Annotated in this window: 20 protein-coding genes; 8 read left to right on the plus strand and 12 right to left on the minus strand. The window is 60.5% G+C overall.

What is annotated here, in order from left to right; all coding sequences use genetic code 11:
• Window positions 1–128 precede the first annotated feature (128 nt).
• Together viaA and AB5Z09_RS11095 are read right to left on the minus strand one after the other, a co-directional pair.
• Entirely contained in the window at window positions 129–1,583 is a 1,455-nt protein-coding gene (gene viaA, locus AB5Z09_RS11090) for an ATPase RavA stimulator ViaA (RefSeq protein WP_368195320.1), read from the minus strand.
• A 9-nt stretch (window positions 1,584–1,592) separates the two neighbouring features.
• A complete protein-coding gene (locus AB5Z09_RS11095; RefSeq protein ID WP_368172295.1) occupies window positions 1,593–3,206 on the minus strand; it encodes an ATPase RavA domain-containing protein in 1,614 nt (537 codons plus the stop codon).
• A 313-nt stretch (window positions 3,207–3,519) separates the two neighbouring features.
• Between AB5Z09_RS11095 and AB5Z09_RS11100 the strand changes: the two genes are divergently transcribed.
• Entirely contained in the window at window positions 3,520–3,954 is a 435-nt protein-coding gene (locus AB5Z09_RS11100) for a DNA polymerase III subunit psi (RefSeq protein WP_368195321.1), read from the plus strand.
• A gap of 118 nt (window positions 3,955–4,072) precedes the next feature.
• Window positions 4,073–4,522: a ribosomal protein S18-alanine N-acetyltransferase gene (gene rimI / locus AB5Z09_RS11105; RefSeq protein ID WP_368195322.1), complete on the plus strand. Its 450-nt coding sequence runs from the start codon at window positions 4,073–4,075 to the stop codon at window positions 4,520–4,522.
• Window positions 4,523–4,559: 37 nt separating this feature from the next.
• Here the strand turns inward: rimI and AB5Z09_RS11110 are convergent, their stop codons facing one another.
• The gene (locus AB5Z09_RS11110; RefSeq protein WP_005340504.1) at window positions 4,560–5,105 is read right to left on the minus strand and encodes a hypothetical protein; all 546 of its coding nucleotides are present in this window, start codon (window positions 5,103–5,105) and stop codon (window positions 4,560–4,562) included.
• Between the two features lie 185 nt (window positions 5,106–5,290).
• Here AB5Z09_RS11110 and AB5Z09_RS11115 point away from each other — a divergent pair, with 185 nt between their 5' ends.
• Window positions 5,291–7,081: a long-chain fatty acid--CoA ligase gene (locus AB5Z09_RS11115; protein ID WP_069528041.1), complete on the plus strand. Its 1,791-nt coding sequence runs from the start codon at window positions 5,291–5,293 to the stop codon at window positions 7,079–7,081.
• A gap of 97 nt (window positions 7,082–7,178) precedes the next feature.
• Here AB5Z09_RS11115 and gshA read toward each other — a convergent pair whose 3' ends face one another.
• The 4 genes from gshA to AB5Z09_RS11135 form a co-directional block, all read right to left on the minus strand.
• Complete coding sequence (gshA, locus tag AB5Z09_RS11120) at window positions 7,179–8,777, minus strand: glutamate--cysteine ligase (protein WP_368195323.1); 1,599 nt, start codon at window positions 8,775–8,777, stop codon at window positions 7,179–7,181.
• Between the two features lie 61 nt (window positions 8,778–8,838).
• Window positions 8,839–11,652 carry a M16 family metallopeptidase gene (locus AB5Z09_RS11125; RefSeq protein WP_368195324.1) on the minus strand — a complete coding sequence of 938 codons (2,814 nt, stop codon included), beginning with the start codon at window positions 11,650–11,652 and terminating at the stop codon, window positions 8,839–8,841.
• A 27-nt stretch (window positions 11,653–11,679) separates the two neighbouring features.
• The gene (locus tag AB5Z09_RS11130) at window positions 11,680–12,117 is read right to left on the minus strand and encodes a YqaA family protein (protein ID WP_123173770.1); all 438 of its coding nucleotides are present in this window, start codon (window positions 12,115–12,117) and stop codon (window positions 11,680–11,682) included.
• The gene (locus tag AB5Z09_RS11135; protein ID WP_164461871.1) at window positions 12,114–13,091 is read right to left on the minus strand and encodes an NADP-dependent oxidoreductase; all 978 of its coding nucleotides are present in this window, start codon (window positions 13,089–13,091) and stop codon (window positions 12,114–12,116) included. The genes AB5Z09_RS11130 and AB5Z09_RS11135 overlap by 4 nt, the downstream gene beginning before the upstream one ends.
• A gap of 56 nt (window positions 13,092–13,147) precedes the next feature.
• Between AB5Z09_RS11135 and AB5Z09_RS11140 the strand changes: the two genes are divergently transcribed.
• Complete coding sequence (locus AB5Z09_RS11140; protein ID WP_005308905.1) at window positions 13,148–13,315, plus strand: hypothetical protein; 168 nt, start codon at window positions 13,148–13,150, stop codon at window positions 13,313–13,315.
• 54 nt (window positions 13,316–13,369) lie between these two features.
• Here the strand turns inward: AB5Z09_RS11140 and AB5Z09_RS11145 are convergent, their stop codons facing one another.
• On the minus strand, window positions 13,370–14,380 hold the full coding sequence (locus AB5Z09_RS11145; protein WP_042053368.1) for a hypothetical protein: 1,011 nt from the start codon (window positions 14,378–14,380) through the stop codon (window positions 13,370–13,372).
• Window positions 14,381–14,635: 255 nt separating this feature from the next.
• Here AB5Z09_RS11145 and AB5Z09_RS11150 point away from each other — a divergent pair, with 255 nt between their 5' ends.
• The gene (locus tag AB5Z09_RS11150; protein ID WP_005358055.1) at window positions 14,636–14,932 is read left to right on the plus strand and encodes a hypothetical protein; all 297 of its coding nucleotides are present in this window, start codon (window positions 14,636–14,638) and stop codon (window positions 14,930–14,932) included.
• Window positions 14,933–14,951: 19 nt separating this feature from the next.
• Window positions 14,952–15,302, plus strand: coding sequence for a hypothetical protein (locus AB5Z09_RS11155; RefSeq protein ID WP_368195325.1), 351 nt, complete (start codon window positions 14,952–14,954; stop codon window positions 15,300–15,302).
• Window positions 15,303–15,350: 48 nt separating this feature from the next.
• Here the strand turns inward: AB5Z09_RS11155 and AB5Z09_RS11160 are convergent, their stop codons facing one another.
• The 4 genes from AB5Z09_RS11160 to rpsF form a co-directional block, all read right to left on the minus strand.
• Window positions 15,351–16,091 carry a ferredoxin--NADP reductase gene (locus AB5Z09_RS11160; RefSeq protein WP_368195326.1) on the minus strand — a complete coding sequence of 247 codons (741 nt, stop codon included), beginning with the start codon at window positions 16,089–16,091 and terminating at the stop codon, window positions 15,351–15,353.
• 101 nt (window positions 16,092–16,192) lie between these two features.
• Window positions 16,193–16,639: a 50S ribosomal protein L9 gene (gene rplI / locus AB5Z09_RS11165; RefSeq protein ID WP_005340490.1), complete on the minus strand. Its 447-nt coding sequence runs from the start codon at window positions 16,637–16,639 to the stop codon at window positions 16,193–16,195.
• A gap of 52 nt (window positions 16,640–16,691) precedes the next feature.
• Window positions 16,692–16,922: a 30S ribosomal protein S18 gene (gene rpsR / locus AB5Z09_RS11170; protein ID WP_005308890.1), complete on the minus strand. Its 231-nt coding sequence runs from the start codon at window positions 16,920–16,922 to the stop codon at window positions 16,692–16,694.
• Window positions 16,923–16,952: 30 nt separating this feature from the next.
• Window positions 16,953–17,339, minus strand: coding sequence for a 30S ribosomal protein S6 (gene rpsF / locus AB5Z09_RS11175; RefSeq protein WP_005308887.1), 387 nt, complete (start codon window positions 17,337–17,339; stop codon window positions 16,953–16,955).
• A gap of 236 nt (window positions 17,340–17,575) precedes the next feature.
• On the opposite strand from rpsF, the gene AB5Z09_RS11180 reads away from it, so the two are divergent.
• The gene (locus tag AB5Z09_RS11180; RefSeq protein ID WP_368195327.1) at window positions 17,576–18,799 is read left to right on the plus strand and encodes an Nramp family divalent metal transporter; all 1,224 of its coding nucleotides are present in this window, start codon (window positions 17,576–17,578) and stop codon (window positions 18,797–18,799) included.
• A gap of 111 nt (window positions 18,800–18,910) precedes the next feature.
• The gene (locus AB5Z09_RS11185) at window positions 18,911–19,768 is read left to right on the plus strand and encodes a hypothetical protein (RefSeq protein ID WP_323892659.1); all 858 of its coding nucleotides are present in this window, start codon (window positions 18,911–18,913) and stop codon (window positions 19,766–19,768) included.
• Window positions 19,769–19,842: the final 74 nt, after the last annotated feature.

A 19,842-nucleotide genomic window follows, 5' to 3' on the forward strand; every position in this document is an offset into this window, starting at 1 on the left:
CGCAGGAAGCCCAAAGATATGTCCACCGGACCCACAGTAGCGAATCATCGTCGAGTCAGGGTGAGCGCCGGCCGAATCAGGGAGGGGGAAAATCGCAATCAGATGCCCAACTTGTGTTCTCTATATCGTCACAGATGCTGCCAGCGCCGCAGCAGCCGGCCGCGCAGGCCGCAATCGAGCAGCCAGCTGTTGTCAAATACCCGCAGCAGCGCCTGCTTGGCGTGGCGGGACATGGCGACGGCGTGAAAACGGGTCTGGCGCTGGCGATAGCGGTTCATCTGATCGAGCAGGGGATGGGGCAAGCTTTGGGCGATAAAGTCGGAGATGACCAGCACATCCGCCTTGGCAAAGGCGGGATCATCGAGCTTGGCCAGCGCTTTTTCCAGGCAGGGCACCAGATCGGTACCGCCGTGAAAACTCATGGAGAGGAAGCGCTCCGCCTTGTCCAGACCGGTATCTGCGGTGATCTCGAGGGTCGCCACCTCGGTAGAGAAGAGCATCAGGTAGCAGCCGCGCTTCTCATCCATAGCCACCTTGAGCAACGCCAGAAAGAGTGCCTTGGCACACTCCTCGGGATAGCCCCCCATGGAACCGGAGGTATCGACGCAGACGATAAAGGGGCCTCGCTGCTGCAACTGCTGGCCACCCTGCTCCGGGGTGCGCAGCATGATGCGCTGGCGCGGCAAGGTGCCACGTGACTGATAGCTGAGCAGGCGCCGCTCCAGATAGCGGCGATAGAACTCCAGCTCCAGCTCCGGCAGCCCCAGCATCACAGCTTCACTTGGCAGCAGCCGCATCAGATCGTTCGCCTGATGGATGCCCACCAGATCGTCCGGCACATCGTCGCTGGGTGCTGGCTCCAGCTCCAGCACCTGCACCGGCGGCACAGGTTGCTCCTGCGCCCGCCGATCCCGCTCGCTGCGCCCGAGCAGGCCGGCAATCTCCGCCAGCAAGGGTTCGCGCTGCAACATGCGGGCATACTGCTTGACCAGCACCAGACTGCGCTTGTGCCAGTGCCCCTGTGCCAGATCCCACAGGCCACCAGCCGAGATTTTGTTGGGATCGAGGGCATCGGCCAGAGTGCGGCTCGCCAGCAGCTGATCTTCAATCTCCTGGCGCTGCTTCTCCCGCTCCGCTTCGGCGATCTGCTGCTGCAGTTGCAGCAAGCTTCCCACCAGACTGGCGCGCCACTTGTCGATAAAGAGCTGGCGCAGCCCCTCGGTGGGGTGGGCCGTCAGCTGACGCACCAAGGATCGGGCCTCACCGGCGAAGGGGCTGTACTGCTCCAGCGACTCCAGTAGGCCGGGCAGGCGACCAATCAGCTCGGTCATCGGCAGTTGCCGGTGCGCCTGATAGAGCAAGTACTCCTGCTCCAACGCCACCGGCACCGGCTTGTGACGGATCTCCTCACCAAGCTGCTCGCCCCAACTCTGCAGGCGCTTTTTCAGCAGCTTGCCCTGTAGCGGGGAGCGTTTGATAAATTCGGAAATCTTGGGTGAGGCCGCCAGCAGCGCCACCACCTCTCCCGCCAGCTCACCCTCTCCCATGAGAAGGCCCAGATCCAGCATGCCGATCTCAAGCATGAGCGCTCCTTACTCGTCCAGCCTTGGCAACCGCTCGCGCCACTGGGTCAGCTCGCTACGCAGCAGTTCGAGATCCCGGTTCAGCACGAAGAAGCTGTCTTCCACCTGCTGCAGCCAGCGCTGGGCGATAAAGAGGTGTTGCTGGTGACGCTCGAACAGGCTGCGCTGCTGCTTGAGTATCTGCATCACCTTGCCGACCTGAACCAGCTGCTCGTCGAGTGACTGCAACCAGGGCGCCAGCACCACCTCGGGGATGGCGTTGCGCTCCATTAGCACCAACGGGATCTGCTGGCGCTGGATATCGAGCACCTGCAGCCGCAGCTCATCGTCCAGCACCAGCTCGTAATGCCCCTCTTTCGGGTTGCCGAACTCATAACCCACCAGCGCCTCACCGGTGGGATGCCAATGGGAGAGCAAGGTGCGATCGAACACCAGGGTGCGGGTGAGCCGTTCAGGATCGCCGCCATCCAGCGGCGCCGGGGTGAGCAGATGGAAGTGCACCTGCTTGCCAAAGGGTCTGGCATTGGCGAGCGGGATCTCGATACCCCGGGCCCGCCGGCCAAACCACTGGTTGCGTTGGCGGGCCTTTGTGCAAAGGCGTTGGGCCACGCTCTGTTTGAGCTGTTTGAACTGATCCCGCAACGCCAGCAGCTGACGGGTCATCGCCAGTTGCTGATAGCCGTAAAGGCGGGAGAATTCGGTCATCATCTCCAGCAGGGCGGTGCGGGACTCCTCGTCATGCCAGAGACAATCCTTGAACAGCAGCAGATCTACCGGTGCGACCTCATCGCGGCCATTGAAGAAGGCACTCGCCTTGATGAGCCGTACCGCCTTCTTCCAGCGGCGATCCGACACATAACAGCGATGGGCCAGCTGGCTGTCGAGCTGCTGGCGCAGCTGATAGATGAGCTCGAAACAGGCATCCGGCAGGCGCACCTGTTCAATCTGGCTCTGCCACTGCTCGTACTCATCCCCCCGGATCTGCAGGGATTCCGGCAGGTTCTGGTGAGCGTGGCCATCGCTGGCCAGCATGGATTGAAAATTGGCTTTCTCCTGTACCCGATCCATCCAGATCCGCACCAGCATCCGGTCGTAGAGCGCTTCCAGCCCGCTGTCTGGCGCCGGCAGCTCGTTGGAGGCAGTCACCAGCAAGCGCATCGGGATGGGGTGCTGGCTGTCGCCGTTGCGAAACTGCCGCTCGTTGATGGCGGTGAGTAGGGTGTTGAGAATGGCAGGGCCCGCCTTCCAGATCTCATCGAGGAATACCACTTCGGCCTCTGGCAGATAACCTGTGGTGAGGCGCAGATATTTGCCATCCTCTTTCAGCGCCTGAATGGAGAGGGGGCCAAACACCTCCTCCGGCGTACTGAAACGGGTCATCAGGTATTCAAAGTGGCGGGCGTCGTGAAAGGCCAGCTTGAGGCGACGGGCAATCAGGCTCTTGGCGATACCGGGCGGCCCCAGCAAGAAGACACTCTCGCCACTGAGGGCAGCCAGCAGACCGAGGCGCAGGGCATCCTGTCGTTCGTAGAGTCCCTCACCGAGGGCGGCCAGCAGCCGGGGCAAGCGCTCCTGGATGGGAATAAGACGCGCAGGGTTCTGGGCTTGAGCTAAAGACGACATAGAGAGTGTTCCGAAGCTGGGATGATGTTAGCCCCAAGGCGCGATATCCATTTGCTCGACCTTGGGTTTTGTCTTGTTATGATGTTTATTCTGGTATCTCTTGCCGCACAATACCCGCCTCTGGCAGGAAAAAACGCAAAGGCAGTGCGATACCGTATCGGCAGCGTGCTGCGCCCATGCATAGCCAGTGTCGTGATGGCACCATGCCCGCATGCGCCAGATGATGCGTTGCAAAGGGTGCAGCAAAAGCGGTTCGAGTGTACCCTGCGCAACACAATTTTCCCCAATGCAGATCAAGAGTGAGTCGCCTCAAATGCAAGATCCCGTTCGTCAGAGCATGTTGGCCCGCATGGGCATTCAAAGCTGGCAACTGCGTCGTCCGGCATTGCTGGGCACAGCTCCCGCTCCCGAGCTTGCGCAAGATACCGTGCAGCCCGACCAGACAGCACCGGCCACCCGCGCTCCGCTGCCCAGCGGCAAACTCTGGCTGCTGGCGCCTCAGCTGCCTGCCACCACGCTGCTGGCGGATATCTGCCAGTTGCTCGGCATGACCCCCGACGAGGTCTCACTGCTCAGCGAGCTGCCGCCTGCCGATCTACAATCGGCGGGCGCCTCCCCTCTGCTCTGGCTGACGGAAGCCAACTCCGAGCGGCCAAATGCGCTGATCTGCCCGCTCACCCCCAGCGCCGCGCAAAAGCGCGCCCTGTGGCAACAGCTGCGCCAGCACCTTGCGGCCAACGCGGCGTGATCCTGCATCATGCCGCCAAGACCCACTGTGATGCTGCTCTTTTTACCTGATTTTACAAATGCCGCCTCTGCAACCTCTGCTAACCACAGTGCCCAACATCTTGCCATCCGGAGCCCCCATGCCTGAGTTTCGTCCCCTGCTCGAGAGCGATTTCGACCTTGTCTACCCCATCGAGCAAGCCGCTCACAAGGAGCCGTGGAGTGAGGCCAACCTGTTCTCCTGCTTCGGCCCTCGCTATCTCAACGGCTTGATGCTGGTCGATGGTTCCCCGGCGGGCTTCTATATCTCGGATCTGGTGGCCGGTGACAGCTCGCTGATGAACATCTGCGTGCATCCGGCGTTTCAGGGCAAGGGGTTGGGACGAGCGCTGTTGCAGGCCTATCTGGCGCGCAGCAAGCAAGCCGGGGCAGAGGCCTGGTTTCTCGAGGTACGGGCCGGTAACCAGACCGCCATCAACCTCTACGAGAGCGCCGGTTTTGCCGAATATTGCCGCCGCGCCGACTACTACGGCACCGGCAACGACAGGGAAGATGCGGTGCTGATGTCGCGATTGTTCGATTTCGGCTGATCCAGCCTGTTCGTCGCGCCCAAGCCTTTTGTCCCCCTCAATCGAGGGGGGCATTGTCCAGTGCGGGATCCTGCAAGGCAAGCGTAGTGTGCACTACCGCCTCGAATCCGGCACCGGAGAGCGGCATATAGAAGCCACGCTGCCAGGTTTTTCCCGGCATCCAGATCTGGTCGATATCCACCACTATCTTGATGGGTCTGAGGGGCTGGCCCGGCTGTTGAATATAGATGCCTGGCGGCGTGGCGACCTTGGGAAAGCGGCGCAGGATCTGCTCGCTGCCATCCCCCTTGCCCGGGTTGAGCCGCACTTTCACCAACCGGGCAAGCGGGCCAGCCATCTCCTTGCTCTGCCAGAATTTCTTCTCCAGATCGCCGCAGCGGCGGCACTTGGGGGTCTCCAGCACATAGAGCAGCGGATAGCCCAACGCCAGCGCCTGTTGCTGCGCCTGCTGATACCCCTCGGCCCCCTGATACCAGGGATTGGCGGGCCCCTGTGATGACGTTCCGGCAAAGAACCAAAACGCAGCGCCCCCCACCACCATCAGCCCGACCGCGGCCAACGCCCCTTTCACCCACAGATTCATATCGTTAACCCTCTCTCTGCCTCCTAGCAGTATCGGCCAGTCTGCGCAAAGGGAGAGCTATTTGCGCTCTTTGTGATCCAAGACAAACAGCGAACACTTGTAAGCTGTAATGTTGGAGTTTAAACTCTAGCCCGATTTTTAGTGCCCTCGCGGGCGTACAACTGTAATTAAAGGATGTTTAACTGATGCCGAAGCTTCATCTGGTTCGACTGATGCGTGAACGTATTGCCCAGCTTGGCAACAAGGCTGCCCTGCGGGTTCAGCAAGATGGCCAGTGGCGCGCCATCGGCTGGCGTACTCTGGGCCAGGCCATGGACTACTGCGCACAGGCGCTGATCCGGGCCGGCCACCAGCCAACCGAAATGGTCGGCATCTATGCCCGCAACATGCCGGAGTGGACCCAGGCCGACCTCGGCATCCTTGCCGCCCGCGGTGTCAGCGTCCCTATCTATCCCACCAGCACGCTCGATCAGCTGCGCTACATCGTCAAAGATGCCGGCATCAAGGTGCTGTTCGTTGGCGAACAACCTCAGTTCGATCAGGCGCTGCAACTGATTGAAAGCGGCGAGATCCGCCAGCTCATCGCCCTCGATGGCAACGTCAATCTGCGCGGCTGCGAGCAGGCGAGTCACTTCCAGACATTTCTGGTCTCCGGCAACCATCAGCCCAGCGAGCAGGAGCTGCGCGAGCGGGAAACCCAGTACCGGATGGATGATCTGCTGACCCTGATCTACACCTCCGGCACCACAGGCGAGCCCAAGGGGGTCATGCTCGACTTCAGCAACATCGCCGCCTGTTTCGAGATGCACAACAGCCGCCTCGACCTCAATCAGCAGGATGTGTCGCTCTGCATGCTGCCACTCAGCCACGTGTTCGAGCGGGCCTGGAGCTACTACGTGCTCTACTGTGGTGCCGAGAACGTCTATATCCGCGATCCGCAGAAGGTGATGGATGTGATTGGCGAGGTGCAGCCGACCGTGATGTGCGCTGTGCCGCGCCTCTACGAGAAGGCCTACGCCATGATCCAGGCCAAAGTCGCTCAGGCTCCGGCTCTGCGCCGCGCCCTGTTTGGCTGGGCGACCAAGGTCGGCAAGCAGATGGTTGCAACCCGTCAGGCTGGCAAGTCCGCCTCCCCCCTGCTCTACGGCCAGCTCTGGCTCGCCGAGCGACTGGTGTTTCGCAAGCTGCGCGCCCGTTTTGGCGGTCGTACCCGCTTCCTGCCGGTGGCAGGCGCCCGTCTTGCCGACGATGTGAACCTCTTCTTCCAGGCGATGGGACTCAACCTCAAGTACGGCTACGGCATGACCGAGACCACCGCCACCGTCTGCTGCTACGAAGACAGCCAGTTCAAGCTCGGCTCCATTGGCACGGCACTGAACGGCATCGAGGTGAAGCTGGGTGAGAACAACGAACTGCTGGTGCGCTCCCCCACCGTAATGCGCGGCTACTACAACAAGCCGGACGCGACCGCCGAGGTGATGACCGAGGATGGCTTCCTGCGTACCGGCGATGCCGGTGAGCTCGACAGCCAGGGCAATATCTACTTCACCGAACGTCTCAAGGAGCTGATGAAGACCTCCAACGGCAAATACGTGGCTCCGCAACTGGTGGAAGGGACCATCGGCAAGGATCGCTTTATCGAGCAGATCGCCATCGTCGCCGATGCCCGCCACTTCGTCTCGGCGTTGATCGTCCCCTGCTTCGAGTCGCTGGAGGAGTACGCTCGTTCCATCAACCTGCAGTACCAGTGCAAGACCGAGCTGCTGCGCCACTCCCGGGTGATGGAGTTCTTCGAAGCCCGCATCGCCGATCTGCAAAAAGAGCTGGCCAAGTTCGAGCAGGTGAAGAAGTTCACCCTGCTGCCGAGCGCCTTCTCCATGGAGCTGGGTGAGCTGACCCCCACCATGAAGCTGCGCCGCAAGATCATCGAGGCCAAGTACCAGAGCGAAATCGAGGCCATGTATAACCATGTCTGAGTACAAGCACGTCTGATATCGCTCAGGTTCAGAGAAATAAAAAAGCCGCTCACTCGAGCGGCTTTTTGTTGGCACTTTGGTTGGTACGAACCCGCCTTCAGGCCGTGGTGGTACTGGTACCGAAGTAGTCGGCCAGGAAGTCATCGAACGCCAGACTGTCGCTGCGCTCGCGTTCGCGCTGCTTGGCCAGCGAATCCTTCGCCTCACCGGCAAAGTAGGCCTCATCCCAGTACTGCAGCTCCCCTGCCAGCAGCTCCTCGCGATAACGGGTCGCCAGCTTGTCGCCGTAGCAGCCGTTGTCTTTGCCACTCTCCAGCAGTTCCTTGAGCATGCGAGCTGAGTAGGTGAGCTCTGGGTTGAGCAGCTTCTCGCGGTGCATCGCCAGCGTCTCGCGATAGCGGTTGCGGCCACAGCAGCGATCCAGCAGATCGGCCACCTGAGCCAGCTCGTCGAACAGTTTGAGGCCGTACTCTTTGAGGCCAATGGCATTGCCCTGCTCATCTTCCAGCGTCAGGCCGGGACGACGCCCTTCCAGCACCACCTTGTTCTGGTTGCGGCGGTTGCGGGCAATCTCTTCGTCACTCAGCACCGGAGAGGGGCGCAGCAGGCACCAGACCAGGAACAGATCGAAGAAGCGGATCTGGTCGGCATCGATGCCCAGAGGGGTGAAGGGGTTGACGTCCACGGTACGCAGCTCGATGTATTCGATGCCGCGCTGATCCAGCGCATCCGAGGGCTTCTCGCCGCTGCGCGGGGTGCGCTTGGGGCGGATCGGGGCGTAGAGCTCATTCTCCAGCTGCAACACGTTGTCGTTGAGCTGACGATACTCCCCATCCACCTTGACCCCGATCTTGGCAAAGTCGGGATTGTGGGTATTGATGGCGCGGCGCAGGCTGCTGACATAGGCCGGCAGATTGTCGTGGCTGATCTTGAGCCCAGCCTGGGCGCTGTTGGTATAGCCAAGATCAGAGAGACGCAGCGCGGTGGCGTAAGGTAGATAGAGGGTGCCCTTGCCGGTCTTCTCGAACGGCAGGTTGCTCTTGCGCCCTTTGAGGAAGGATTCGCAGATGGCCGGAGAGGCACCAAACAGATAGGGCACCAGCCAGCCGAAGCGGTAGACGTTGCGAATAAGCCCCATGTACTTGTCGGAGATAAAGCGCTGGCTGCAGCACCCTTCGCACACCAGATCCTGCCACTCGCTCCAGAAGCTGTCTGGCATGGAGAAGTTGAAGTGCACCCCGGCGATCACCTGCATCAGGCTGCCATAGCGGTTCTTCAAACCCTGACGGTAGAGGGTCTTCATCTTGCCGATATTGGAGCTGCCGTACTGGGCCAGCCGGATGCTCTCTTCCCCGCCGACGAAGCAGGGCATGGAGAGCGGCCAAATCCGCTCGTCACCCAGATGCTGAATCACATGGTGATGGATGTCGCCGAGCTGCTCCATCAGGCTGTCGATGGAGTCGGTGGCCGGGGTGATGAACTCCAGCAGACTCTCCGAGTAGTCGGTGGTGATATTGGGGTGGGTCAGGGCCGAGCCCAGCGCCCGGGGATGGTCACTCTGTGCGAGTCGGCCATCCGGCGTGATGCGCAGGCATTCACGTTCGATCCCGCGCCGGATCCCCTTGAGCGCGGTGAGGCGCTCCGGTGATCCCAACGCATTCAGCAACTCGGTGAGCGACAAGCTTGTTGTAGTCATATTCACGGCTCATGTGAGGCCGCCCCATCCGGGGCGGCTCTTGATTTTTATAAAGCGTCAGTTACGGCAACTGCAGCGGATAGATGGGAAGATGAAGCTCCTTCAGGGGTTTTTCAAGCTTTTGCTTGTCTCCCACCACCACGATCACCATGTCGGCCGAATTGAGCCAACGGGCGGCACTGGCCTTCAGCGCCTCGGGCGACACCGTTTTGATCAGGTTGTTCTGGGCCTGCACATAGTCCGGCTTCAGGTCATACATCACCATCTGCAGCAGGAAGCCCGCCTTCTGGCCGAGGGTCTCGTAGGAGAGGGCATCCTGCTGGGAGACCGCGCTGCGCATATAGGCCAGCTCCACCGGTGTCGGGCCGCTCTTGCGGTAGTTGTCCATCTCCTTGAGGAACTGGCGGATGGCATCCACAGTCGCATCGGCCCGCACATTGGCGCCGGTGGCGAAGGTGCCTACCTCGCGGTTAGCGGAGAAACCGGAGCTGGCGCCGTAGGTGTAACCCTTGTCCTCCCGCAGGTTGAGGTTGATGCGGCTGTTGAAGTTACCACCCAGGTTGAAGTTCATCAGCCCGGCGGTGAAGTAATCCCCCGTGGTATCGAACGGCATGGCGCGACGACCAATGCGGATCACCGACTGGGGCGCCCCCGGCTTGTCGACCAGATAGATGCCCGGCTTGGCCTGCTCACCCTTGAGCTTGAGATCCCCCAGGGTTGGCGTGGCCCCCTTCCACTCGGTCAGGAAGCCAAGTTGCTCCTCGATCTGCTTCTGCTCCACATCACCGACCACCACCACTTTGGCGTTGGTGGGGTTGTAGTAGGCCTGATAGAAGTGCTTCACGTCCGCCAGGGTCAGCTTGGCCACATCGGCCGCGACCCCGTCGGTGGGTTGGCCGAGGCGGTTCTGCTTGCCGTAGACCAGCTCGCGGAACGCCTGCCCGGCCAGCCACTCGGGCTGCTGCTGGGCCTGCTGCATCCCTTGCAGCAGCTGCGCCTTGACCCGCTCGAAGTCCGCCTCCCGCATGCCCGGGCGCTCCAGCACCTCGCGCACCAGCGCCAGCGTCTGGGGCAACTTGTCCGCCAGCGAGCTGACGGTGATGAGGTTGTTGTACTGGGCGCTGGAGACATCGATGGAAGATCCCAGCTTTTGCAGCTCGTCGCTCAGCTGAGCCTCGGTCAGGCGCACCGTGCCCTGCCCCATCATGGCGGCGGTCAGATTGGCTAGCCCCAGTTGCCCCTTATCTTCGGCACGAATGCCGCCCGGCAGGGCGATCATGATGGAGACGGCCGGGATCTCGTCACTCTTGGTGCCGATGATCTCGATGTTCTTGTCGAGCTTGCCGTGCCAGATGGCAGGCACCTTGACGCTCACCGCCTCGCTCGCCTTGGGCTGCACGCTGCGATCGAAATTGTCTTTTACCGGTCGTTCGGCCAGCGCTTCGTCATGCTTGCTGTAATCCGGCAGCTCGCGCTTGGCGGGGGTAAAGTTCGGGGTGGCAACCTGCCACTCGGTCTTGCCCTTGGGCACCACGCTCAGCACCACCGCCGGCTTGCCGGCGATGAACTTGTCGTAGGCGGCCTTCACCTGCTCCGGTGTCACCTTGCCGATGGCATCCAGCGTCTTGAACACATAGTTGGGATCCTGGGCAAACACCTGACCCATGGCGAGCTGGCTCACCTTGCCGGAGACGCTGTCCAGCCCCCAGATGGCAGAGGCGCGATACTTGGCGATCGCCTTCTCCAGATCTTCCGGTTTGAGGCCGCGCTGGGCGAACTCGCCGATCACCTTGTCCACCTCCCCCTTGAGGGTCTTGAGGCTGCCATCCTGCGACGGATTGGGGTAGGCGTAGACCGTCAGGGTACAGGCCAGCTCTTCGCAGTAGTGGGACGCCCCCACATCGATCGCCTTGCCGGTTTTCACCAGCGACTGGTAGAGCATGGAGCTGGCGGAACCGCCCAGCACGTCGGCAAACATGTCGAGTGCCGGCTCCTGCGGATCACCAAGGGAGACGGTGGGGTAGCTGATATAGAGCAGCGGCAGGTGCACCTTGTCCTGCAACGTCACGTAGCGGGTCTCGGGCAGAGTCACCGGCTTTGGCGTCGGCTCGGCCACGTCCGGGCCGCGCGGGATGGAGCCGAAGTACTTCTCGATCCACTCGAGGGCCTGCTTGCTGTCAAAGTCGCCGCCCAGAGTCAGGGTGGCGTTGTTGGGGCCATACCAGCGCAGGAAGAACTGCTTGAGGTCGTTCACATCGACCCGGTCGAGATCTTCCACGTAACCGATGGGCTGCCAGGAGTAGGGGTGAGTACGCGGATAGAGCGCCTCCCCCACCTTTTCGCTCACCAGCCCGTACGGCTGGTTGTCGACCCGCTGGGCCCGTTCGTTCTTGACGGTGGCGCGCTGGATCTCGAACTTCTTCTGGCTCACCGCATCGAGCAGGAAGCCCATCCGATCCGCCTCCAGCCAGAGCACTTTTTCCAGCTGGTTGGCAGGCACAGTCTCGTAGTAGTTGGTGCGATCCTTGTTGGTGGTGCCATTCATGTCACCACCGGCCTCGTTGATGATCCGCATATGCTCCTGATCACCGACGTGTTTCGAGCCCTGGAACATCATGTGCTCGAAGAAGTGGGCGAAACCGGACTTGCCCACCTGCTCGCGGGATGAACCGACGTGATAGGTCACATCGAGGTGCACCAGCGGATCGGAGCGGTCGGGAGCCAGGATCACGGTCAGGCCGTTGTCCAGCTTGTACATCTGGTAGGGGATGGCGAGCTTGCCCTCCTCCTTTCCCTGTTCGGCGATCAGGGTCGGTGCCGCCAGCACCGGCAGGGTGAAGCCCAGCAGAATCGTTAAAGGTATGACTTTGTTCACGGTAACCTCGTGAGTGACAAAAACAGGCTAGAAAATGTGACTGGCCAGCAGAAAAACCAGGGCATAACGGAACAATTTGCCGAGCCCGATCAGAATGAGAGAGCGCCAGAAGGAGAGGCGCAGCCAACCTGCCAACAGACAGAGACCATCACCGACCACCGGCGTCCAGGCAAGCAGCAGACACCAGTGACCATGTTGTTTGAGCCAGCCTAAGGCTTTTTGTTCCCCACGGCCTTGAAAATCTTCCGGTTTTTTCTTGAAGGTGGCGAGCCAGCCGAGCCACCAGGTGGTCATGGAGCCGAAGGTATTGCCCAGCGTCGCCCACAGCAGCAGGCTCGCCATGCTCCACTCCCCCTTGGCCGCCATGGCCCCCAGCAGCACTTCGGAGCTGCCGGGCAGCAGGGTGGCGGAGGTGAATGCACTTAAAAAGAGCCACCCCAGCCCCATCTCCATCATCTCGCTCATCCGGGATAGCCGTCGGCCGCAGGCATCCGCAGCAGCAGCTTGCCGCGTACATGGCCCCCTTCGATGGCCTGATGGGCCAGCGCCCCCTCGGCCAGGGGGAATTCACCGGCGAGGGTGACCTTCACCTCCCCCTGACGCAGCAGTATCAACATCTGCCCCAGCTGCTTCTGGTCGGGATGAACCAGCATGCCGACCACCTCGATACCCGCCGCAACCCCTGCATCCTTGATCTGCTGGGCGGTAATGGTGGGCACCGTCACCAGACGGCCACCCGACTTGACGCAGGCCAGCGCCGCCTTGCCGCTCTCGCCGCCTACCAGATCCAGCACCAGATCGACCTGACCGGCCTCTGCCACCACCCGTGCGGGCCAGTTCGCATCATGGTAATCCACCATCCAGCGCGCCCCCAGAGCATGCAGGAAGCCATGGTTGTCGGGGCTGGCGGTAGCCACCACCTCGGCGCCATAGGCGCTGGCAAACTGCACCGCCAGATGGCCGACCCCACCGGCACCGGCGAGGATCAAGACCCGCTGACCGCTCTGGAGGCCGCCGTGCTCAAGCAGCCCCTGCCAGGCGGTGAGACCGGCCAGCGGCAGCGCAGCCCCCTGCTGAAGGCTCACCCCGTCGAGCTTGACCAGCTCGCTCTCGCTTGCCACCACAGACTCCCCGTAGCCACCGGCGGTAAGAGGAAAACCGACCATGCCGCACACCCGATCCCCCTCGACCAGCGAGGTCACACCGGGGCCTACCTTCTCCACCACGCCGGAGACGTCATAACCCGGTGTCCAGGGCAGCTTGTCCTTGTTCTGGGCCGCCGCCCAGCCGAGACCGGCGCGAGTTTTGGCATCGATGGGATTGACCCCCGCAAAGCAGATGCGCACCCGCACTTCGCCATCGGCAGGCACCTTATCGAGGGAAGGGTTGAGCTTGAGTACCGAGGGGTCACCGAATGCGGTAATCTGTAGTTGCGTCATTGCACAATCCATCCTGTTGATTGATCAAGGGTCAACAGAATAACAGCGAGGACACCATGGCTCGAATGTTTCTTATTCCTCTGTTGCTGGCACTGGGGTGGTGGGCGTTTCTGCTCTACTTCCGCATCCCGCTCAAACAGGGGGCCAAGGGGTTTTACTGGATCATCGGCATCGGTGGCGGACTGGCCGCCTTCCTCAGCCTGATGATGGTGCTGACTCACTGAGTGCCACAGCCACTCGATAACGAAAAAGGCCACCGAGTTCCGGTGGCCTTCTCACTATCCGGGTTGCTGCTCCAGCGCCGGATTGAGGTAGTAGTGTCGATTACTCCCCTGTCCCAGCACCCCTTGCGACAGCAGATGGTGGAACACCCGATCCACCTCCTCCAGCGAGAGTGACAGCGCCTGTGCCACCGAGCGCTTGCTGCACTTGAGCTCACCGCTCACCAGCGCACCGCGCACCTGGGCCAGCACTTCGGGGGCGGGCTCGGGGGGCATGATGGGCTCGGGCTGCGCCGCCATCGCCAACGCTGCCTGCGCCTCTCTGCGAGCTTGCTCCTGCTGCCAGCGCCACATCCGGCGAAAGCGGTTCTCCTCGCCGATCAGACTGACGAAAAAGGCACCGAACACATCGAGCAACACCGAGAGGAAGCAGACCAGCAGGAACTGCACCTGACTAATGCTCATCCCCACCCCGTCCGCCAGACTGCTCATCAGCCCCAGCATGGAGGATTGTTCGTTGACCGGCTTGGCATCGCGCTGCTGACGCAGCTCATCCTGCTGCAAGCGCAGCTTGGTGTTGGCATGCTGCAACGAGGAGACGCCGCTGGAGATGCGCTCCAGCTCGATATATTTGCGGGCCGCCTCCTCATTGAGCTGGATCTGCCGCTCGATGCTGGCGATCTGCTCGTCGAAACGGGCCAGCTCCCGCTCGTGGCGCGCCTGCTGGCTCAGCACCGTGTTGGTGGCGCTGTTGATGCCACCGATACTGCCGCCGATGGAGATGGCCGCCAGCACGCTGTAAAACAGCAGCGACCAGAAGGCACCACTCAGATCCCGCCGCGCCTTGCGCTCGCCGTACTCGTACCAGACGTAAAACTTGCCCAATTCGAAGATGATGGCCAAGCCGCCGAACAGCCACTTCATCAGCGGATTGTCATCGATGGAGAGGAACAGCAGCAGGGAGAAGATAATGGAAGCCAGAATGGCCAACCCGGTGAAACTGTATACCGTCGTCAGAGCAAACCACCCCTTGGGGTAGCGCAATGTAGAGGAGTCCTGTGTGGTCATGATGAAGGGGTGTGCTGTGCAGGAAAAGTTGGCTGCCGATTATAGTCGCCAGACTCGCCCAGAGAAGGGCAAATGACTGAATTCCTTCAGATTGGCAACCAGCTGCCCAGAGTGCGACCAAAACGGACAAATCGGCAGCAGAAAAGCGATACAATCCCTCCCTGACTTGATCATGTGGTGAGATGGGGAACAGTTCCGCCCGGGTTCAGCTCCGGTCTGTACACTCATCCACCGTTGCAATTATCCGAGGCCATCATGAACAGTAAGACCACTTTGCTACTCTCCCTTCTTCTGGTTACCGGCAGCGCCGCAGCGACCCAGCAATATCAAGAGAGCAGTGGCTCCGAATTCTCCGTCGATGAGCTTAAATTCAACCTGGACTGGGATGACAAGCAGTTCGGCTGGACCCAGAACGACTGCCTCGACTTGGGGGTCGGCGAAACCGCCCCGGCCGACTGCAGGGCGGTCAAATTCAATCTGGAAGATGAAGAGAACCGCAACCAGCCACCGCAAACCAACCAGATCCCTGCCAACGCGCAGAGTGGCCAATAACAACAGGAGTACCCCTGCGATGACCCAAGCCAAACACAACCCCATTATCCAGCGTGGCGCCCTGCTGCTCTCCCTGCTGATGGCACATGGCATCGCGGTTGCAGCGCCGCCAAGCAAAAATGGCGATGGCATCAAGATCTCCGGTGATGACATCAAGATCAATCTCGACTGGGATGACAAAGAGTACGACTGGTGGCAGGACAACTGTCTGGATCTTGGCATTGGCGACAGCCGGATCAAACTCAACTGCGACAAGATGGATGGCAAGTACCGGGATCACTACAACCGCAGCATCCACAGCGGTAATAACCCCGGGCAAGGTCACGATAAACAGAAAGATAAAAACAAGGGCAACGGCAAGAAGAACTGAACGCCCTCTCCTGATGCAACAGGGGCCTGGCGCCCCTGTGCTGATTGTTTACCAATAATTCTCCGCACTGATATTGCCCGGCGCCCGCCGCAGATTCTTGGCCAACCCCTGCGCCAGCAAGATCTGCTGGGTCTCTTTCACCATCTCCGGATTGCCACAGATAAGCACCTGACTCAGCTTGGGTGAGAACTCCAACCCCACTCGATCCTGCAACTGACCATTGGCAATCGCCGCCGGGATCCGCCCTGCTATTGCATCGGGCCAGGGCTCGCGGCTGACAAAGGGGACATAGCGAAAGCGCTCGCCATATTGCTCGGCAAAGCTGGCGATCAAATCCTGATAGCTCAGCTCTTCGCCTTTGCGCACCCCGTGTACCAGCACCAGATTCTCGAAACGGTTGAACGCCTCGCCATCGGCCAGCATGGAGAGAAAGGGGCCGATGGCAGTGCCGGTCGAGAGCAGCCAGAGATCGCGCCCGGCGGGCACCTCATCCAGCGTCAGAAAGCCGGTGGCCAGAGACTGCACCAGCAAGGTATCGCCCGCTTGCAGCGAGCCGAGGGATGGAGTCAGCTCACCGCTCGGGATCTCGACCAGATAGAACTCGTGATATGGCGCAGAGGGGGGATTGACGAAGGAGTAGGCGCGCTGAATGCGGCGATCGCCCTGCTCGAGGGCCAGCTTGGTGAATTGGCCTGCCTTGTAGGGAGCCAGCTCGGCCGCTACCCGCAGGGAGAACAGAGTGGGTGTCCATTCGATGCGTTCGATGACGCGACCTTCTACCCAAGCCATAAAGATCTCCTCCAATGGAACAGACCTTCACTCTACCCCCGGGCCGGAAAATAAAAAACCCGCGCAAGTACGCGGGTTTTTTCTGCAAAAGCGAATCGCTATTACAGGGCAACAACCTGGATCTGTACGGTTGCTTTAACGTCAGCGTGCAGCTGAACAGCAACTTCGTAGTCACCGGTGTTACGCAGAACGTTGCCCATACGGACTTCGCTCTTGGCAACGGCTACGCCGGCAGCAGTGATGGCTTCAGCCACGTCACGGGTACCGATGGAACCGAACAGCTTGCCTTCGTCGCCAGACTTGGAAGCGATAACCACGGTAGCCAGTTCGGCCAGCTTGGCAGCACGCTCTTCAGCAGCAGCTTTGTTGGCAGCCAGTTTGGCTTCCAGCTCAGCGCGACGAGCACCGAAAGCTTCGATGTTGGCCTTGGTGGCCATAACAGCTTTGCCTTGCGGGATCAGGTAGTTACGGGCATAACCAGATTTCACGGAAACTTGGTCACCCAGACCGCCCAGTTTGGCGATTTTGTCGAGCAGGATAACTTGCATTACCTTTCCTCTATAAATTTCGTTGAGTTAGGCTTAAGTGCCGGGCCGATTCTTACTTGTTGTGCAGATCGGTGTACGGCAGCAGAGCCAGGTAACGAGCACGCTTGATGGCGCGTGCCAGCTGACGCTGATACTTGGCGCGGGTACCGGTGATACGGCTCGGTACGATCTTGCCAGATTCAGTGATGTAGTTTTTCAGAGTAACGATATCTTTGTAGTCGATCTCGGTAACGTTCTCGGCGGTGAAGCGGCAGAACTTACGACGACGGAAATAACGTGCCATGGCCTTTATCCTCTAGTCAGTGATCCAGAATTACTCTTCGGAAGCAGCTTCAGTAGCTTCTTCGCGGCGCTCGTCGTCACGACGGGTGAAGCGCTCTTCTTTGGCCTTGGCCATCGGAGAAACTTCAGTCACGGCGTGCTTGGTGCGCATGATCATGTTGCGGATAACGGCATCGTTGAAGCGGAAGTTGGTTTCCAGCTCATCGATAACGGCTTGCTCTGCTTCTACGTTCATCAGAACGTAGTGGGCTTTGTGCAGTTTGTCGATCGGGTAAGCCAGCTGACGACGGCCCCAATCTTCCAGGCGATGAATGGTACCACCGGAGGTGGTGATGGCGCCGGTGTAACGCTCGATCATGCCGGGAACTTGCTCGCTCTGGTCCGGATGAACCATGAAGACGATTTCGTAATGACGCATTTTAGCTCCTTACGGATTAATTCAGCCTCCGCCCAGGTGCAGCCAGACCTCGGAGGCAAGGAACATAAAGGTGTTTAGTCGCTGCTTTCTAGGGCGGCGTATTGTACGAAATCACATCCCTCACTGCAACTGACTGCCTTAAATGTTTTTCCCGATGGAAATCATCAGAAACAACAATTGATAACAATTATCATTTAGATCTATTCTCTCTCCATATCCTTATGGAGGGTGATGCCATGCAACCCGCACTAACGACTACGATTCCAGCCCGTAAATTCAAACTGACCCTGCTCGGGCCTGCCTTTATCGCCGCCATCGGCTATATCGACCCGGGCAACTTCGCCACCAATATTCAGGCGGGCTCTACCTTTGGCTACCAGTTGCTCTGGGTGGTGGTATGGGCCAACCTGATGGCCATGCTGGTGCAGACCCTCTCGGCCAAACTTGGCATCGTCACCGGCAAGAATCTGGCGGAGCACATCCGCGACCGACTGCCAAAAGCGGCGGTCTGGGCCTACTGGGTGCAGGCAGAGATCATCGCCATGGCCACCGATCTCGCCGAATTTATCGGCGCCGCAGTCGGCTTCAAACTGCTGCTTGGCGTGACCTTGCTTGAAGGGGCCTGCATCACCGCCGTGGTCACCTGGGGGATCCTGATGCTGCAATCCCGTGGTCAGAAACCGCTGGAGTTCGTGGTCGGTGGCCTGCTGCTGTTTGTCGCGGCGGCCTATATCGTCGAGCTGATCTTCTCCCGCCCCCATCTGCCCAGCCTGCTGGAGGGCGCCCTCTTCCCCGGTCTGCCCAATAGCGATGCCGTCTATCTGGCCGCCGGTGTGCTCGGTGCCACAGTGATGCCCCACGTTATCTATCTGCACTCGGCACTGACCCAGCACACGCAGGATCAGGGCTCGGTCAGCCAGCGGCTGCACACCACCCGGGTCGATGTGGCGATTGCCATGACCATCGCTGGCTTCGTCAATCTGGCGATGATGGCGATGGCGGCCGCCGCGTTCCACAGCTCGGGCCACCAGCAGGTAGCAGAGCTGGAATCCGCCTATCAGACCCTCACTCCGCTGCTGGGTCAGGCTGCCGCCACCCTGTTTGGCCTCTCGCTGGTCGCCTCCGGCATCAGCTCTACCGTGGTGGGCACCCTGGCCGGGCAAGTGGTGATGCAGGGCTTTGTCCGCTTTACCATCCCGCTCTGGCTGCGTCGCGCCATCACCATGGCTCCCGCCTTCGTGGTAATCGCTATGGGGCTCAACACCACCGAAATTCTGGTGTTGAGTCAGGTGATCCTGAGCTTTGGCATCGCGCTGGCCCTGATCCCGCTGTTGATGCTGACCGGCGATCGGGCGCTGATGGGGCAACATCGCAACCATCCGGTCACACAAGCCGTCGGCCGCCTTATCGTTGCGCTGGTGATCGGGCTCAATGCCTATCTGCTGGTCGCCATGATCTAGCGAACCGTAAAACCGAGAATAGAGGCTCATTAACTCTGATTAATGAGCCTCTTCGCACTTTGGCGTATGCTGCCGCTTTCTCTTCTCATTTATCGTTGCGGGAGCCTTGCCATGGAACATACCCGAGCCAGCTTCGTACTGGGCCATCATCAAGAGCAGGCCAGCGTGGTCTGCTGCCAGCGCGGTGACACCACGCTGCTGGTCACCGACCTCACCCCCTTTCATCCCCAGAGCCACCTCTGGCCCGATCAGCCGGGGGATGTGGGCCATGTTCGCTGGGAAGGGGGCGAAGCAACCATTGGCCCTTGCCGAATGGGAGCCATCAGCCCGGATGACGAGCTGTTCGTCGATACTGCCATTCCGGTCAAGCGGGGCGCAGAGGGGTGGCGTTTCGTGGTGGTCCACCCGCTGACCGGAGACCACGCGCTGGCCGTTGGTAGCCAGGTCGAATTGCAAGTAGATAGCGCTGCCCGCCACGCCCTGAGCCTTGGCCATAGCGGCTGCCATCTGGCCGCGCTGGCGCTCAATCGAGTACTAACTCCCTACTGGCGCAAGGTGGTAAGCGAGCGTGATGCTCTGGGCCAGCCCGACTTCGACCGTCTGGCTATTCAAAGCTCTCGGGTCGAGCCTTGCGGATCACGGGAGCAGTACCGAATCGGCAAGAGCCTGCGCAAGAAAGGGGTCAACAGCGAGGCGCTGCTGGCAGATCTGGCGCTGATTGAAGAGAAGGTAAACCAGCAGCTGGCCGACTGGATTGCAGCCGGAGGCGAAATCCGCCGCAGCCGCGCTGGCGAGGCGATCATCGATTCCCGTTACTGGCACTGCATGCTGGAAGGCCAGGAGGTGACCATTCCCTGTGGTGGCACCCATGTTGCCTCGCTCGCCGAGTTGGGAGAGGTCAAGGTAGAGCTCACTCAAGTGGAAGAGGGCTTTGCCATGCTGACTCAGGTCACGCCAACCGGCGCCTGAGTCGCAGACTTGACCACTCAGGGCTAACGCCCAAATTGGCAATAGAGAAGTATCGCAAATGAGGGGGCATCATC

The organism is Aeromonas sp. R2-2 (assembly GCF_040908355.1).
Classification (GTDB): domain Bacteria; phylum Pseudomonadota; class Gammaproteobacteria; order Enterobacterales; family Aeromonadaceae; genus Aeromonas; species Aeromonas veronii.